The 14,416-nt window shown below is 36.4% G+C and carries 16 protein-coding genes; 1 reads left to right on the top strand and 15 read right to left on the bottom strand.

The features are described from left to right. Positions 1–8: 8 nt before the first annotated feature. The 7 genes from BK584_RS11610 to BK584_RS24600 form a co-directional block, all read right to left on the bottom strand. Positions 9–743 (bottom strand): SDR family NAD(P)-dependent oxidoreductase, encoded by a 735-nt coding sequence (locus tag BK584_RS11610; protein ID WP_078392761.1) that lies wholly within the window; start codon positions 741–743, stop codon positions 9–11. Between the two features lie 6 nt (positions 744–749). Then, positions 750–1,496: an SDR family NAD(P)-dependent oxidoreductase gene (locus tag BK584_RS11615; protein WP_078392762.1), complete on the bottom strand. Its 747-nt coding sequence runs from the start codon at positions 1,494–1,496 to the stop codon at positions 750–752. A 66-nt stretch (positions 1,497–1,562) separates the two neighbouring features. Further along, positions 1,563–1,844, bottom strand: coding sequence for a phosphopantetheine-binding protein (locus BK584_RS11620; RefSeq protein WP_078392763.1), 282 nt, complete (start codon positions 1,842–1,844; stop codon positions 1,563–1,565). A gap of 51 nt (positions 1,845–1,895) precedes the next feature. Beyond that, positions 1,896–4,208, bottom strand: coding sequence for a beta-ketoacyl-[acyl-carrier-protein] synthase family protein (locus BK584_RS11625; protein ID WP_245808842.1), 2,313 nt, complete (start codon positions 4,206–4,208; stop codon positions 1,896–1,898). Continuing rightward, complete coding sequence (locus BK584_RS11630) at positions 4,192–5,265, bottom strand: alpha/beta hydrolase (protein WP_078392764.1); 1,074 nt, start codon at positions 5,263–5,265, stop codon at positions 4,192–4,194. The genes BK584_RS11625 and BK584_RS11630 overlap by 17 nt, the downstream gene beginning before the upstream one ends. Positions 5,266–5,385: 120 nt before the next feature. Further along, the gene (locus tag BK584_RS11635) at positions 5,386–5,922 is read right to left on the bottom strand and encodes a hypothetical protein (RefSeq protein WP_078392765.1); all 537 of its coding nucleotides are present in this window, start codon (positions 5,920–5,922) and stop codon (positions 5,386–5,388) included. After that, positions 5,912–6,052 carry a hypothetical protein gene (locus BK584_RS24600; RefSeq protein ID WP_169871209.1) on the bottom strand — a complete coding sequence of 47 codons (141 nt, stop codon included), beginning with the start codon at positions 6,050–6,052 and terminating at the stop codon, positions 5,912–5,914. Before BK584_RS24600 ends, BK584_RS11635 begins: the two co-directional genes overlap by 11 nt. Before the next feature lie 304 nt (positions 6,053–6,356). On the opposite strand from BK584_RS24600, the gene BK584_RS11640 reads away from it, so the two are divergent. Further along, the gene (locus BK584_RS11640; RefSeq protein WP_078392766.1) at positions 6,357–7,634 is read left to right on the top strand and encodes a helix-turn-helix domain-containing protein; all 1,278 of its coding nucleotides are present in this window, start codon (positions 6,357–6,359) and stop codon (positions 7,632–7,634) included. On the opposite strand, the gene BK584_RS11645 is transcribed toward BK584_RS11640, so the two are convergent. The 8 genes from BK584_RS11645 to fabG form a co-directional block, all read right to left on the bottom strand. Then, a complete protein-coding gene (locus tag BK584_RS11645; RefSeq protein ID WP_139365656.1) occupies positions 7,631–7,879 on the bottom strand; it encodes a hypothetical protein in 249 nt (82 codons plus the stop codon). The genes BK584_RS11640 and BK584_RS11645 overlap by 4 nt on opposite strands. A 35-nt stretch (positions 7,880–7,914) precedes the next feature. Continuing rightward, positions 7,915–9,120, bottom strand: coding sequence for a GNAT family N-acetyltransferase (locus BK584_RS11650; RefSeq protein WP_078392768.1), 1,206 nt, complete (start codon positions 9,118–9,120; stop codon positions 7,915–7,917). Between the two features lie 11 nt (positions 9,121–9,131). Beyond that, positions 9,132–9,296 carry a hypothetical protein gene (locus BK584_RS24605; protein WP_169871211.1) on the bottom strand — a complete coding sequence of 55 codons (165 nt, stop codon included), beginning with the start codon at positions 9,294–9,296 and terminating at the stop codon, positions 9,132–9,134. Positions 9,297–9,605: 309 nt separating this feature from the next. After that, positions 9,606–11,093 (bottom strand): phytoene desaturase family protein, encoded by a 1,488-nt coding sequence (locus tag BK584_RS11655; RefSeq protein WP_169871213.1) that lies wholly within the window; start codon positions 11,091–11,093, stop codon positions 9,606–9,608. Further along, on the bottom strand, positions 11,086–11,466 hold the full coding sequence (locus tag BK584_RS11660; protein WP_078392770.1) for a 4'-phosphopantetheinyl transferase family protein: 381 nt from the start codon (positions 11,464–11,466) through the stop codon (positions 11,086–11,088). The genes BK584_RS11655 and BK584_RS11660 overlap by 8 nt, the downstream gene beginning before the upstream one ends. 11 nt (positions 11,467–11,477) lie before the next feature. After that, positions 11,478–12,602 (bottom strand): MFS transporter, encoded by a 1,125-nt coding sequence (locus BK584_RS11665; protein ID WP_078392771.1) that lies wholly within the window; start codon positions 12,600–12,602, stop codon positions 11,478–11,480. Positions 12,603–12,628: 26 nt separating this feature from the next. Next, entirely contained in the window at positions 12,629–13,711 is a 1,083-nt protein-coding gene (locus BK584_RS11670; RefSeq protein WP_078392772.1) for a peptidogalycan biosysnthesis protein, read from the bottom strand. Then, positions 13,711–14,415 carry a 3-oxoacyl-ACP reductase FabG gene (gene fabG, locus BK584_RS11675; protein WP_245809002.1) on the bottom strand — a complete coding sequence of 235 codons (705 nt, stop codon included), beginning with the start codon at positions 14,413–14,415 and terminating at the stop codon, positions 13,711–13,713. The genes BK584_RS11670 and fabG overlap by 1 nt, the downstream gene beginning before the upstream one ends. Position 14,416 lies beyond the last annotated feature (1 nt).

Genomic DNA, 14,416 nt, shown 5'->3' on the forward strand with positions numbered 1-14,416 from the left:
ATTTCCTCCTATAAACTGGTTTCTATACCTACTCCGATATGAATATTTTCCCCACCAATATATTGGACAGGGGGAGCGACTAACATGTCTAATGCTGGTATCATGTCCTTTAATTGAGGCAATTGTGGCTTAAGACTAAATATTTCAACTTTTCTTTTTAACTCCTTTAACTCTTTCCCTTCTTGGGTTGTCCGGTGGTATCCAAATGTTATAGCATTAACATTAATGCGGAATGCCCCTAACTCTCTGCTTAAACACTTCATCAACGAAATCTTTCCTTGGTTTAACACAGGTGAGCTGCAATATTCAGCATAATAAAGAGGGTCATAAATCAACGGAAATATAATTTTTCCCGTCTTTTTCTTTATCATCAAACTTGTTGCCATCTTGTTGTAAAAGAAAATTTCATTAAAAATTGCTTCAATCTTGTAACCGAATCGCTCACTATCCTCAGCTAATGATTTTTCCTCATCTAGTTCTTCATTTCCATGAATCAGCACATCCAATGTTCCCCATTTTTCTTGAATCTCTCCCGTCAAAAATTCCATTGCTCTTTCATCTAACTTATCAATGAGACGGGTATGTACCCCTTCAATGGATAGGCTTTGTTCAAATGTTGACTGTCCTTCTAAGGTACGAAAAATGATTATCACATTGAATCCAATATCTTTTAAGTGCTGAGCAATGTGTTGATTAAAATACGACTCTCCATTCGTTACTAAGGCAAGTTCATTCATATTCATCACTCCTCATCTTAAAAAACCACCATCAACTTTTAAAACTGTGTCATTAAAGTAGTTGCTAAAATCACTCGCTAGAAATACAGCAGTGTTTGCGACTTCTTCTGGAGACCCTAAGCGTTTCCCATTCGTAAAATGAAGAAAGTTATCAATTTTATTTTCTGGAACATGATGAATCATCGAGGTATTAATCATTCCAGGGGCTATGCAGTTGATTCGAATTCCATCACAAGCGTATTTTCTTGATAATAATCTTGTTAATCCCATGATCGATCCTTTTGATGCGCCATAATTACTTTGAGCTTCTCTTCCAATGACACCCGTTGTAGATACAACGTTTATAATGGATCCGCTTTTTTGTGATTTCATAAAAGGAAGGGCTTCTGTTGTACATACATGGGTTCCTAAAAAATTTACATGATAAACATTGCTCCATTGTTCTTCTTTCATATTGATTAAAAACTGATCATTAGTCACTCCAGCATTGTTAATTAACACGTCGATTGAACCATGAGTATTTACTACTTGAGCAATCGTATCTCGAATGAATGTTCGATCAACAACAGAACCCTTAATTAAATAACTTTTTCCTTTTTGATCTAAGTTCAATTCTTTCTGCAGGTCTAAAGCCGCCTGATCATCTGAAGAATAAATTCCTACGATATGTGCGCCTTCTTCTAAAAAACGCTTAAAAATGGCTTTCCCTATTCCTTTGGTAGCCCCAGTCAGTAAAACAACTTTACCTTGAACGATCAACGGTCTCACTCCTTTATAGATAAGATAAGAAGGTGGTCTTACTTTAAAAGCAGACCACCTATTAGGTTATACTTGAACTGCTTGTTTTTTTTCAATAAAAGCCCCTAATGTTTCGACTGAATAAAAATGTTTCTGGATATCCTCTTCGCTCATCCCTTGAAGCGAAACTCCAAACTCTGCTTCAATTCCTGCTACAACATCCAAAGCTTCTACAGAATCAAGCCCAAGACCATCTCCAAACAAAGCCTCTGTGTCCTCAATCTCTTCACAAGTTAAGTCTTCCAACTCAAGACGCTCGATTAGAATATTTTGTTTAATTACCTGCTTAATTTCCTCATTTGTTTTCATAATAAATTCCTCCTAATTTTTGTTTTATATTGTAAAACGACGACTAAATCGTTAACAAACCTTACTAAGAATAGCAGCTGATTCATTTCCTTCTGGAGTAACGCTATACACCAAAGCCAGTTTATTTTCGCATTCCACATTACTCTCTCTCGTTGCCGCTATTTCATCTAATTGCAGAAATGGCACGGCTCCACTATGAAGATACTTCGCTGCCGCATAAAGATGGTTTAGGGAGCTGATTGATTCTCCGTAACCAAGAAGATCATTTAGACAAATAATTCTTTCTTCATTGACATGCTTTCTGAAAAATTCTATTGGATGCTCCTTTTTGTCTCTTCTCCCATGCCAATCAGTCAAAATTAGGTCTATATCCTCTAAAGAAAGATTCGCCTTTCTCAGCGCTTCTGTAACAGCATTGCTTTCTGTGTCAGCCAAAGGTTCTCGGCTAAATGATGCACCTACTCCAATTACCTCCGCATAAATCGGTTGGTTTTGAGTTTTGGCCACTTCAAAGTCACTTAATACTAGAAACGTGCTTCCTTCAATGGAAGGATAAGAGCGTTCGACCCCTTCATTCTCATCTAACATATTGGATAAATCGGATTTTTCATCACCCGCTCCTACTAAACACTGTGGTACGATTCCGTTTGCAACGGACCCATAACCATAATGTAGGCTCATTAACCCATCATTACCCCCAGTACTTAAAGAACTACTAAAACCATTTAGACTTAATTTTTTACTAATTTTCCCCGCAGTAGAGTTCAAAACCATGTCAGGAAAGTAAATGGCACTTGCTTGTTCAATCGAGTTTTTAAAAATGCTATTTAAATACTTCTCAGCACTTTCTAATGTCCCTTTGGATGTTCCGTAAACTAAACCAATTTGATCACCACCTATTTTTGATCGATTCATCTTGGAATCGTTTATAGCCATATCGGCTGCGCCAATACTAAACTGCGACAAGCGATTCATCCTTCTTTGAAACAAGGAGGCGTTATATTGCTTCAATGAGAACGGGGAAGCATCTTCTACTTTTAGGCTAGACACGCTAGCTTCTTCGCTACCTGTAGTGACACTATTTCCTCTTATCATAGACATTCCTGTAATGACAACGCGCTTTTTCTCGCGGGTAACATACAGCTCGCTCTCTGAAGAAACATACTTTCCATTCTTGGAAACGATCGAAGCATTGTGTCCACCGAAGGCTGAGTTGTTGCATAAAAAATATTTCGGTGAGCCTTGCTTCATCTGATTTGTAATTAAGTTGTCTTTTGCACACCCTTCCCGATGTTCTTTAAAATTAACCGTTGCTGGCAATAGATCTTCTTGTAATGCGAGTAATGTTGTTGCATATTCAATTGCAGCTGCTGCACCCAGGTTATGCCCAAAATAAGCTTTACTTGAGCTAAAAGGGATAAGAGGGAAATGTTCATTAAATACCGATACCAACCCATTTATCTCCGCTGAATCGTTCGCCTTTGTACCTGTTCCATGGGTATTAATATACTCAATTTCGTTGCATTGAACTTGAGCATCTCGTAATGCAGCCTTCACTGCTAATTCAATTCCTTTGCCGTCTGGATCAGGTGCTGTTTCATGATAAGCATCATTACTCAAACCGTAGCCTGATACTTCCGCGTAAATCTTTGCTCCGCGCTCCACCGCTCGATCGAGCGGCTCTAAAATAAGGAATGCAGCACCTTCACCTAGACTTAATCCATACTCTGTATTATAAGGTGAACACGGCTGTTTATTTAACGCCTTTAAGGCATTAAACCCTGCAAATACAGTAGGTGACATTGAATCGGCACCACCAGCTATCATCACGTCAGCTTTCCCTTCACTAATAAGATCCCTCGCAAGGCCAATAGCATTGCCACTTGCCGCACAAGCTGTATTGATTGTCACAACTGGACCTGTGACGTGAAAATGAGTTGCAAGATTATCTGCTTGTTTATAGAAAGGGTATTGTTTTAATTTCTCTGATTGCACGCCTTCTATTGATCCATGTTCCTCTAAAGAATTAATTCCTCCATTACAGGTCCCAAATGTGACACCAATTTTCTTTTTTCGATCAATGAAATCAATTCCGCTGTCAACCAAAGCATCGTCTGTAGCAATGATAGCTAACTGAGCACAACGATCGTATGATTGCAATTTCATGCTTTTTATAGAATGTTCGATGCTTTCATCATTTACTTCGGCGCCTATTTGACTTATAAATGCTTGGGATTCAAACGATTTGATAGATGAAATTCCGGTCTCTCCAGCTTTCATTTTTTTGAGAATACCCTTTTTATCTCTGCCAAGGGCACTGAGGATTCCTATACCTGTCACAACGCACTTACGCTTCTTGTTCAATCGTTTCACTCCTAGATTTTAATTTCCGTTTTTCTTTTTGAATTCCAAGAAGAAAGGCCAGCATCCATCTCACTAGTATTCGATTGCTTTTTTGCTGACGCATAACACTCAACGGAATATATTTTTGGATTTCCGGCATATGTTTTGGCGAACCATGTACATCATCAAATTCAATTAATTCCAATTGAGCAACATGTTTTTTGAGAAACTCTTTCTCTGAAAGAGGAATAATTTCATCCTTGTTACTAAAAACATAATGAACTGGAATCTTTAAGTTCGTCATCTCACTCTTACTTATTGCAAAGTGATTAATGTTCCAGACAATCTCCTCTTCCGGAATTTCAGTTAAATGTGCCAACGTTTTTAATGTAATTAGAGGTAATTGTTCCAACCAACCTGGCTCATTATAGAATTGATAGACTGGCGCACCTACTGTCGTAATCCCTTGTATGCGTTTATCTGTTATCGCTTGTTTTATTCCTAGTTGTCCTCCAAAACTCATTCCAACAAAGTATGTTTGATTTACATTCACACGCCCTGCTAATTGGTCCATGATCGCACCAATCATTCCATGACTCTTCTCATCATAAACTAAGCTATTTTCACCAACCCCCGGACACTCTGCAAGGGCAACGGTAAAACCCATTTTCGGTCCAGCCATAAGAAATTGATGCCACTGTTCTTTAATGGAAACAATGCCTCCCATTACGATTAAAAGTGGGTTTGAAGCCTTTCTCTGACTGGATAGATACACAGAGAACTCATTCCCATTAAAATAAATTGTTTCCTTCTCAACCTTCAATTGTTGGTCTAAGAGCCACTCTTGAAAAACATCTACACATTTCGTTTGCACATCCTTGCGCTCTGGTCCATCAACAAAAGGGAACCGAGCAAAGTTATAACATTGGCATGCTTGGATGAACTGATGTTTCTTTCGATGAATGTCCCCCTGTTTACTCCATTCTCTAATCCACGAACCGTCGGTCATCCCGTGTTCTTTGGTAATGGAGTGAAGAACTTCTTCATAAACAGTGTGCTTTTCGCGCTGAGATTCCAAATGAAGATAAACAAAATTTTTTAATTCTTCTAAATAATTAATTTACCTAACCTCCTTTTTAAAACTCTATATTAAAATTAATAATTAATTAATTTTTTAACCCCAATTGTGCACGGTGGTTTACATTAAAACATGAGTGATCTCAAGGATACACTTATTCTCGCCCAATTCAGCTTTCGCTTGAACTACGTCTTCCTTTACTCCTTCTAGAGAAAGCAATTTCATCTTCTTATTTAAATCATTTCGAAACAATTCAGAACCTTCATTTTCTTCAATAGTGATAAAGCCAAAAATTAACTTTGAATCTGGACCAACCGAATTCGTTATTTTTTCTGACAATTTTACTGACAAGTCACTGCTGTTCATCATCTCAACTTTGTTATAATTAAAATAGTAAATATCTTTTTTTTCTAAACCTTCAACTAAATTTTCCTTCAAACTCATAATGAATGGTATAATATTTCCAGCTAGCTTGTAGTGATGGTGATTAAATTTTCTTAGACAATCATAAAACACCTGAGCGATTACATTTTTATGGACGAGATAGGTCATCATCCAATTCCCCTGTTGATTTGGCAGTACAACATAGCACGGAATTTGATTAAATCGAAGGCTCTCAAGTTGGGTGAGTAAAGTATCCCTACCTTCAGGCTTCATCCTTCATTTCCTCATATTCACTGAACGGACCTGGTTGAAGCGTATCACCAGCAATAGAATTAAAAGTACTACCATTCCCAGCAATAACCATGATCATTAGAGCAACTAGTATGAATGTATATTTTTTCATCGTACCAACCTCCTCTTTTTGTTAAACCAAGTGTATCGTGTGGACACAGTTAATAAATAGTAGGAAAATATCGTTAAATAATACGCAAATGAATGGATTCTTTTTAGGTGAAATTTAACCGATTGCTTTAACTTCTTAACATCTAACCAGACGAATGAATAAAAAGTGGTGTAAGCATTAAATGACAAAGTAACGAATGAATTGTTTTTTATACCCATTTACAGCAGGATTTCTACTAATCCAAGAAGTATATATAACAGTAGTGTCTTATAGAGAGTAAAAAGCGAAATTAGGAGTGGCTAAAATGGAATTAGGCGATAAAATCAGGCAATTGAGATTGTATCACAATATTTCTCAGTCGATGCTAGCTGAAGGCATTTGTTCGGTCGCATACCTAAGCAAAGTGGAGAATGGGAAGACCAAACCTACAGAACATTTGGTTGAAAAACTATCCGAAAGACTTGAAGTCACAATTGATGTATTAAAGGATGATCTTTCTGAAAAGTACAAAAGACAAATGGAGCGGTTAATTGATAAATATGATAAAGATCCCTACCACATTTTTCTCGAGTCAGAAATTAGAATTTTACGACTTTATTTTTTAGAACTTCTCCCTTTAGAACGAACGCTTCGCGTATTTAATATTCTGTTACATTATTTTGTCAGAACTCAAGACATAACAAAAAGTGATGAGATTTTCACTCGGGGGAACAACCTTATTCCAATGGAACAAAAAAACTTTACCCAGAATGTAAATGACGTTTTCTTCTTATTTAAAACAGTAGGGAATTATTTTTATATAAAAGAAGACTTCGAGTTAGCGGATTATTATTTTATTAAGGCAAAAGATTATGGGAACGAAAATCAAATTGAAATGGCGAAGATCTACTACAACATTAGTATTACCAAACAACGTATAGTAAGCGATATGAATGTATGTCTGTTATACGCGAAGCACGCGTTGGACATTTTCGACTCTGAAGAGAAACACCTGCAAGCGATAAATGTTTTAATTAGCAAAAGCATACAATATAATATACAGAAAAATTTCGATAAAGCATTTGCCTGCCTGAATGAAGCTCAGGACCGATTAACGTTATTCCCTAATTTAGAAAACAAGTCTACTAAGATTATGATTTTTTATCATTTAGGTAAGATTCATCAGGAAAAAGAAGAGTTCGACATGGCACTTAAACAATATAATCAGGCGTTAGATAACACAAACAAGCAAAGCAACGAAGCGGTTTACATATTCAACAGCCTACTCGACATTTATATCCAAAAAAAAGAGTGGGACCGTATAGATTATTATTTGACTGAAGCAATTAACCTTGCAACTCAAAAGAAACTTCAGTATCAACTCGTTGAATTGCTCCAAAAAAAAGCAAATGTATTTAAATTAAGAGGAGATGAAGACGGCTACGAGAGGGAAATGAAAAATGCGTTAACAAAAGCAATTGAACAAAAGCTAAGTAAGCTTGTTAAAGAAATCTCAAATGAACTCGCCGATTATTATTACGAATTACGTTATTATAAGAAGTCCTCCAACTACTATCGAATTGCTTCAAATAAAACCACCTAGATACGCATCTTTTTATTTACGTGACGCAACCAACTACTGTTAATTATAAAGTTCGTTTTTATTTGTGTACTCACTATTGACTCTTCCATTATGCTTACCAAGCGCTTTTTTATCCCTTCCAATACACGACCAACTAATGTTGCTGTCGGCGTTTTAAAAAGCAAACACACAACAAGCAGTCCAATGACCAACATGGTCATTCTAGATTCCGTTGAAAATGCGAAAAAGGCTGACCTCCTTTTCATTGGGAGTGGCAGCCTTAACCTGTTAGTAAACATCTTTAAAAATAATCGGAGAACCATGGTTGATTCGATGGGATAATGGATTCAAGGTACGAAATGGTTTCATCATTTGCTTGAATGCGCCCTATTTTTTTCAAATCAGAGGCATTTTTATAATGAAGGAGTAAGGTGACCAATGTTTGAACGTCAATGACCACATCTGGCTCTGTTTCCGTGACGACTTCTTCAACGGATTGCTTGTTAAAATGGATGGCAAATGTCCCGTTATTCCATTCAAGAAGTGGATCACTCACTTGAATTGTCAGAGAAGCATTGGCGTTTTTTGTGAAAGGAAAAGCTGTTAAAAATCCTGTTACATCTACGATGCGAGCCATGTAGTAAGGGGCAATTTTTTCTTCAATTTCACCATCTTCTAAGAAAAAGGAAAGAGGTTCATTTTCGAAAATCTTTCCCTTCACGTGATAGACCATTGAAAAATGGGCACCGATAAAATTCCAAATTCCTCGACGTGCTTCTTCATTGTTATAGATCATCTCTGTTACATAAAACGTTTCATTCTCGACTTTATAATACATATACCCAGTCGGTACATTTTCTTCATTGTAATACACACAGCATGTTAACTCGTCTTTTTCCCATTTAAAATGTTCATCCCATGCGAGTTGGTTTCGAATCATGGCGCCATTCTCTTTTTTGGCGAACGTCTCGTATGCTTGACGAATGTCCTCATGGTGGAAAGGCACACGCTCAATTCTTCCTGGAACGTCGTATGGCTTAGGGATTTGGGTATCACGCACGGTGTACGTAATGACATCTGAAATGATTTCCCAGCCTTTTTTGCGATAGTAAGGAATCGAATAAGGAAACAAATAAGAGATTGTTTGACCGCGTTCCTTCATTATCCTTAAGCTTTCTTTCATTAGATCATTCATCAACCCAAGACCGGCATATTCCGGATAGGTGCCTACACCTGTTACGCCTCCCATTTTAAACGGTTGACCATGTATATTTACGGAAAACGGATAAACAACCATTTGGGAGATTAATTTATTCTTTGAAAACCACCCCATCACAGAACACTCTTCGATCATCGGCTTTTTCCACCGAGCCAGTTGTGACTCGCCGATTTGTGATACGTCTTGATGGGTTACTTGAAACACATATTTCAGTAAATCGATTGAATCTTGTGTATGTTCACTGGTCACTTGACGCATTTCTAACTGATCTTTGCGATGAGTACCCATAGTAAAACTCCTTAAATTAAGAATGATTCGAATGACTGACTATCATTCATTTTAAAGAAGTTTTTATCCATAGTCAATTCAAGAGCTTGATTCATTAGGAAAATGACTACAAGCCTCCTTAAATTGATTGGTCGTATTCGTTGTTTGTTGCCCCTCCCTTCCACGATCAACTGCATTCATTATTCCCCTACCCCTATGCGGAAATACAAATGAATTTTACTTTAGCTGAAAACCACCTTTTCTTCTATTAATCAATCGTTCACCTTCACAAACAAGAAGCACATACTATGATGTATGTGCATGGCAACGGAAAAGGAAACTACAGACTGTGTACCTATATTGTCAGTATGGACTCTTTTATGTAGAAAAGCCCCTTTTTCTCTACCTAACTTTAATTGGTATATATGTTCTTCTCGCTCGTTTTTTTGAAATACCACCAGTTACTAATAGCAATAAACCAAAAGAGATTAAACGTTTATTTCTCATTATAAACTCACTCCTATCTGTATGTTGGAATCTAATAATTGTTCTGCTGTTTTTCTACCCGACCTCATAACTCCATATGCACCATGAGCATCCTGTGACCAATGTCCAGTAAAATACAATCCTTCTATCGAAACTTTAGAAGCAATGGATGCCACCCCTTGCTGACTGACCGTTTTCTTCCATCCATAAATGGCTCCTTCAGGATTAAAGGTGAACCTTTGTATCGTACTTGGTGTTGAAAACTCATGATAGACCAACTTCTTTCGGAGATCTGGTATCTTTTTTTCTAGAACGCTTAAAAATTTCTCTAGAATGTACTCTTTCCCTTTATTATCACGAATAGACTCAACTGTTTCAGCGTGACATAATGACATAAATGTTACTATGCTGTATCCTGTAGGTGCTAGATCTGCGTCTGCTAAGGACGGGCAACTTACGGAAATAACAGGATCTCCTTCCGTATTTTCTGGGTTAAACAACATCCCTGTTTCTGAATATATATTTTCTTCAGAAAAGAACACCGTCTCATGTGCTAATTGATCTGGCAAATCCTCGTTTTTAATAACACTGAATAATACCACGGCTGAGTTTGATGGTTTTAGTTTTTTTACTTGTTTTTTATTCAAGGCCTCTTGTTTGACCTTCTCATTGTTTAACATGTTCATTGTTACAGAAAAGCTTGCACTTGAGATTACTGATTGTGTTTTAAAATACTGACCTTTGTGGTCGACTACACCTTTTACTTGATTGTTTTGGATATCTATCCGTTTAATCGTCCGCTTTATTTTTACATCTCCTCCATTCTGCAAAATATAATCGCGCAAACAATTACTCAATTGCTGTGAACTTCCTTTAGGATAAAACCCTCCTCCATGGTAACTCGCCATAATATTCATCATTTTGAATGTAGACAGTTCATCAATTGATGATCCAGCAAATAATAGTAGACTACTCAAGATCTTTTCGCAGTGAGGATGATGAAATCGATTAGATAAGTAGTCTTTATAACTTAACCTTTCTAACTCGCTTATTTTCTTTAAATCTTGAAACGTAAAATTCCCCTTTAAACTACCTATATACACTATTTCATCTAGAACTTCTTTCACAGCTTTTGAATCCGCTGGAAACCACTCACCCATTAATTGACCTAACTTTTGTAAATTAGCTGGTATGCCGTAAAAATGGTTATCTATACATAAGTTAATAAGAGGGTCCACAGGAAGAAATTCAATTTGATCTCTTATACCTAATTGAGTATATAAGTTATGAATCTCTCCCCCTTCTTCCGCACCGCCAATGAGATGGATAGCTGTATCAAATACATATTTTTTCCGCTTAAACGTGTGGGCACACCCTCCTAAGAAATAATGTTGTTCTACTACCAACACGTTCATTCCCTTCTGCGTTAATAGCGCAGCCGCTGTTAACCCTGAAAGACCCCCGCCTACAATAACCACATCATAATCTTGGCCATCTTTTTTATTCATATAAACTCCCTTCTCTTTGGAAAATGCACATAGAAGAAATGGTAAATACATTATTCTGAGACACCACAATCCGGTATTTCTTATCCTTTAAAAATTCTTCATAAAAACCCACGATTAGATAATTGCCATGCCGTTTTAAAATGTTTATCTTTCTTGTATCCTTTAATTTCGCTTCCCCATTTGAAGCTTTTATAAAAGCTTCTTTAATACTAAACAGTATTGAAAATTGTTTCATTTGATTTGAAGCTGTTTCGATGAGGTAAAGCTCATGTTCAGAGAACCATTTCCTTTTAAAAGCTTGAAAGGTACCCTTTTTCACTAATTTTTCTACACTACTATGTTCCACGATATCTAATCCTGTACCATAAATCATTCGATCTCCCCTTATTTACTAGTGACCATTTTCATCTTACTTTTCTTGTCTACTAGCATATTAATTAGTACACCTAATAAAGGAAACAAAGAAGAGATAATGAAAAGAACCGCTAAAGAATGATTAGCTATTGGGCTCAGAAGCATTGAACCTAATCCTACACCTAAGTAAGACATTAAACCAAATATGCTGTAAGCATCACTTTTAGCTTTACTCTCTTTTACAATAGCAATGCGATTATAAAATAAATTCATAATCCCTCCATAAGAGAAACCAAATACAATTGCCGTAATTATCAAAAGGATATAATTTGTTGTGAAAACGATTGAAAGTGAACTTGCAAAAATAAGAAAAATACTTATGTTCAAAAGTTTTATCTCTGCTACCTTCTCCTTAATCTTCAACATGCTAAGTTGAGCAACGATAAAAAAGCTCCAGAAAAAGAAGTAAAAGACATCTACTCTTAAACCGATCATTTCAAAAAATATCGGAGAAAAAGCAATAACAGCTCCGTAACTAATCGATGTTAATAAAAAAACCATGTAACTAGGAATGTACTCTTTGCTAAAAGCTTCTCCATTTATCTTTGTCTTTTTAAACCGTTTTTTATCTCCTGTTCTTCTTATGAAGACTGCTAAACTAAGTGTTGTTAGAGCTAAGACAGTCAAAATCAGATATAAAAAACCTCGATTATCAATGGAATAAAAGAGTGAAACACCCAATATTGGAGCGAATGCAGATGCAACACCTAAAAATGAATTATGCCATCCGACTGCAGCATTGGGGCGTTCACTTAAACCCGTTATGAGTGTAATCAGTACGGGAGCAACGATTCCTACTCCTATGCCAAACATGACAGCCCCTATATAAAACATGGCTATTGCCGTGGCGTTTACGAAGAGTAGTAAAAAACCTAAACAATATGCTGTTAATCCAACCTTCAAAAGCAAATAATCGTCAATTTCATGTGTCAGCAATAAAATTCTCGTCACCAAAAGAGCAATCATAAATGTAGATAATACATACCCAGAAGTAGCTGCAGAGTTCGTTATGTCAAAAACCAATAAGGGTAAAATAGCCGTTAACAGACTAAACAGAAAGTTAAACATAAATACAATATATAACAGCCTTTTCATACAAATATCCTCTCCACAAGATGCGCTTATTCAAATGCTTTTGTTAATACCTTGCCCATTGCTTTTTCTAAGAAAAAATTTTTAACCGACAAGTAAGCATTTAATTCAACGAGTTGGCAACCGAGACTTTTCTTCGTATCATATGTTGTCGGTCCACAATACATTGATTTTACGTTTTCTTGGATCGCCAGACGTATCGCTTCATAATAAAGATTAAAATAAGCGAAGCACTGAGTAGAGTGTTTGTAATCCATGCCTACATGTTTGAATAACAAACTATCTCCTTCTCTTACGACCATGGCAAACGCTATAATTTCCGATTGGAATTTAACTAAGATCCACTTGTAACTTTCTCCCATTCCATCCCACTGATCAAAGCTTGATTTTGAATAGATAATTGGATATGGAGAAGCATCTCCCCGTTCCGCTGTTTTATTATATAATTCAAAAACCCTTTCTGAATCTTGATGATTAATACGGTCAACGACTTCAATAGACGCCTCGTATTGATGCAAAGATTTTATTTTATTCTTAATATCCCACCGCTTCTTTTTCTTAACAGACAATAAATAGTCATCAAAAGAATTAAAATCTGTACTCAATAAGGTGTTGGGGTAGTATGGAATCTTAATAAACGCAGCTTCACTTATCCCATCGTTTAGCTTTGTATCACCTACATTCCCAATAAAAATAGAATCAAATTTCAAGACATTATAGATATAATCTTTACATCCACCTATAAACTCGCTCAATTGATCCTGTTTTGAGCTATGAATACCCTCAAAATTTGATAAAGGATTCTTTATAAACACCACATTGAACTTCAAAGGATTAACTAAATATTTATCTAACCAATCAAACATGGCTTTTGGTTTATTACTTAAATAGCTTGTGACGTTTAATTTTCTTGCGATAAATCCGGTACTAAAAAAGTCTACATCATTCTCTTCCCCGCCAATAAAATATAGTGGTTCATACCCCAACAAATTTTCCTCTAGAAAAAGAAACCATTCTTTCGAATATTCACTCGTCCTAAGGAATTTACTTTCTACTTTTAGGCGAAACCCTTCATCTATCTCTTCATAACGTTTGTATACAGAGATATTCATTATATAGAAAGTCCTCCATCCACTATTAAATTTTGACCCGTAATGTAATTTGCTTCAGGTGTAGTGAGGAAACGGACCACTCCGGAAATATCATCAATCTGTCCTACCCTTTTTAAAGGAGAACGTTCGATCATATCTTGATAACTTACTCCATCCGTCATAGCCGTTTCAATGAAACCTGGGCTTACTACATTCACTTTTATGTTAAATGGCCCAAGTTCTTTCGCTATCGTTCTAGTCATTGTAATAATCCCGGCCTTTGATGCTGCATAATTCGACTGCCCAGGAATACCAATAATTCCAGAGATAGAAGCAATATTAATAATTGAGCCTGATCTCTGTTTCATCATTTCTTTGCTTACAAATTTCGAGTAGTTAAAATTACCTGTAAGATTCGTTGCAATCACGTCTCTCCAATTGGATTCATTCATAAATCCAATCGTTTTATCTTTTGTAATGCCAGCATTATTAATTAAACAGTCAATTTTTCCGTGTTGATTGATGACCGTTTTTACGATTGCCTTTGCCGTTTGATAATCAGTAACATCAGCTTGATGGGAAAAAACATTCGAATATTCACTTTCTATACTAGCAGCTTTCTCATGACTACTATGATAAGTAAAATGTACGATCCAGCCCCTTGCTGCAAAATCTCGGACAAGTCCCTCGCCGATTCCTTTCGATCCACCTGTAATGAGCGCCACT

Source organism: Shouchella patagoniensis (assembly GCF_002019705.1).
In the GTDB taxonomy this organism is placed as follows: Bacteria; Bacillota; Bacilli; order Bacillales; family Bacillaceae_D; genus Shouchella; species Shouchella patagoniensis.

Excerpts from the sequence above, each read along its gene's own strand:
- BK584_RS11635 (WP_078392765.1), bottom strand. The coding sequence starts at position 5,922 with ATGAAGCCTGAAGGTAGGGATACTTTACTCACCCAACTTGAGAGCCTT.
- BK584_RS11660 (WP_078392770.1), bottom strand. The coding sequence starts at position 11,466 with ATGATTTATGGTACAGGATTAGATATCGTGGAACATAGTAGTGTAGAA.
- BK584_RS11650 (WP_078392768.1), bottom strand. The coding sequence starts at position 9,120 with ATGGGTACTCATCGCAAAGATCAGTTAGAAATGCGTCAAGTGACCAGT.
- BK584_RS11645 (WP_139365656.1), bottom strand. The coding sequence starts at position 7,879 with ATGAAAAGGAGGTCAGCCTTTTTCGCATTTTCAACGGAATCTAGAATG.
- BK584_RS11640 (WP_078392766.1), top strand. The coding sequence starts at position 6,357 with ATGGAATTAGGCGATAAAATCAGGCAATTGAGATTGTATCACAATATT.
- BK584_RS24600 (WP_169871209.1), bottom strand. The coding sequence starts at position 6,052 with ATGAAAAAATATACATTCATACTAGTTGCTCTAATGATCATGGTTATT.
- BK584_RS11665 (WP_078392771.1), bottom strand. The coding sequence starts at position 12,602 with ATGAAAAGGCTGTTATATATTGTATTTATGTTTAACTTTCTGTTTAGT.
- BK584_RS11670 (WP_078392772.1), bottom strand. The coding sequence starts at position 13,711 with ATGAATATCTCTGTATACAAACGTTATGAAGAGATAGATGAAGGGTTT.
- BK584_RS11610 (WP_078392761.1), bottom strand. The coding sequence starts at position 743 with ATGAATATGAATGAACTTGCCTTAGTAACGAATGGAGAGTCGTATTTT.
- BK584_RS11655 (WP_169871213.1), bottom strand. The coding sequence starts at position 11,093 with ATGAATAAAAAAGATGGCCAAGATTATGATGTGGTTATTGTAGGCGGG.
- BK584_RS24605 (WP_169871211.1), bottom strand. The coding sequence starts at position 9,296 with ATGCAGTTGATCGTGGAAGGGAGGGGCAACAAACAACGAATACGACCA.
- BK584_RS11620 (WP_078392763.1), bottom strand. The coding sequence starts at position 1,844 with ATGAAAACAAATGAGGAAATTAAGCAGGTAATTAAACAAAATATTCTA.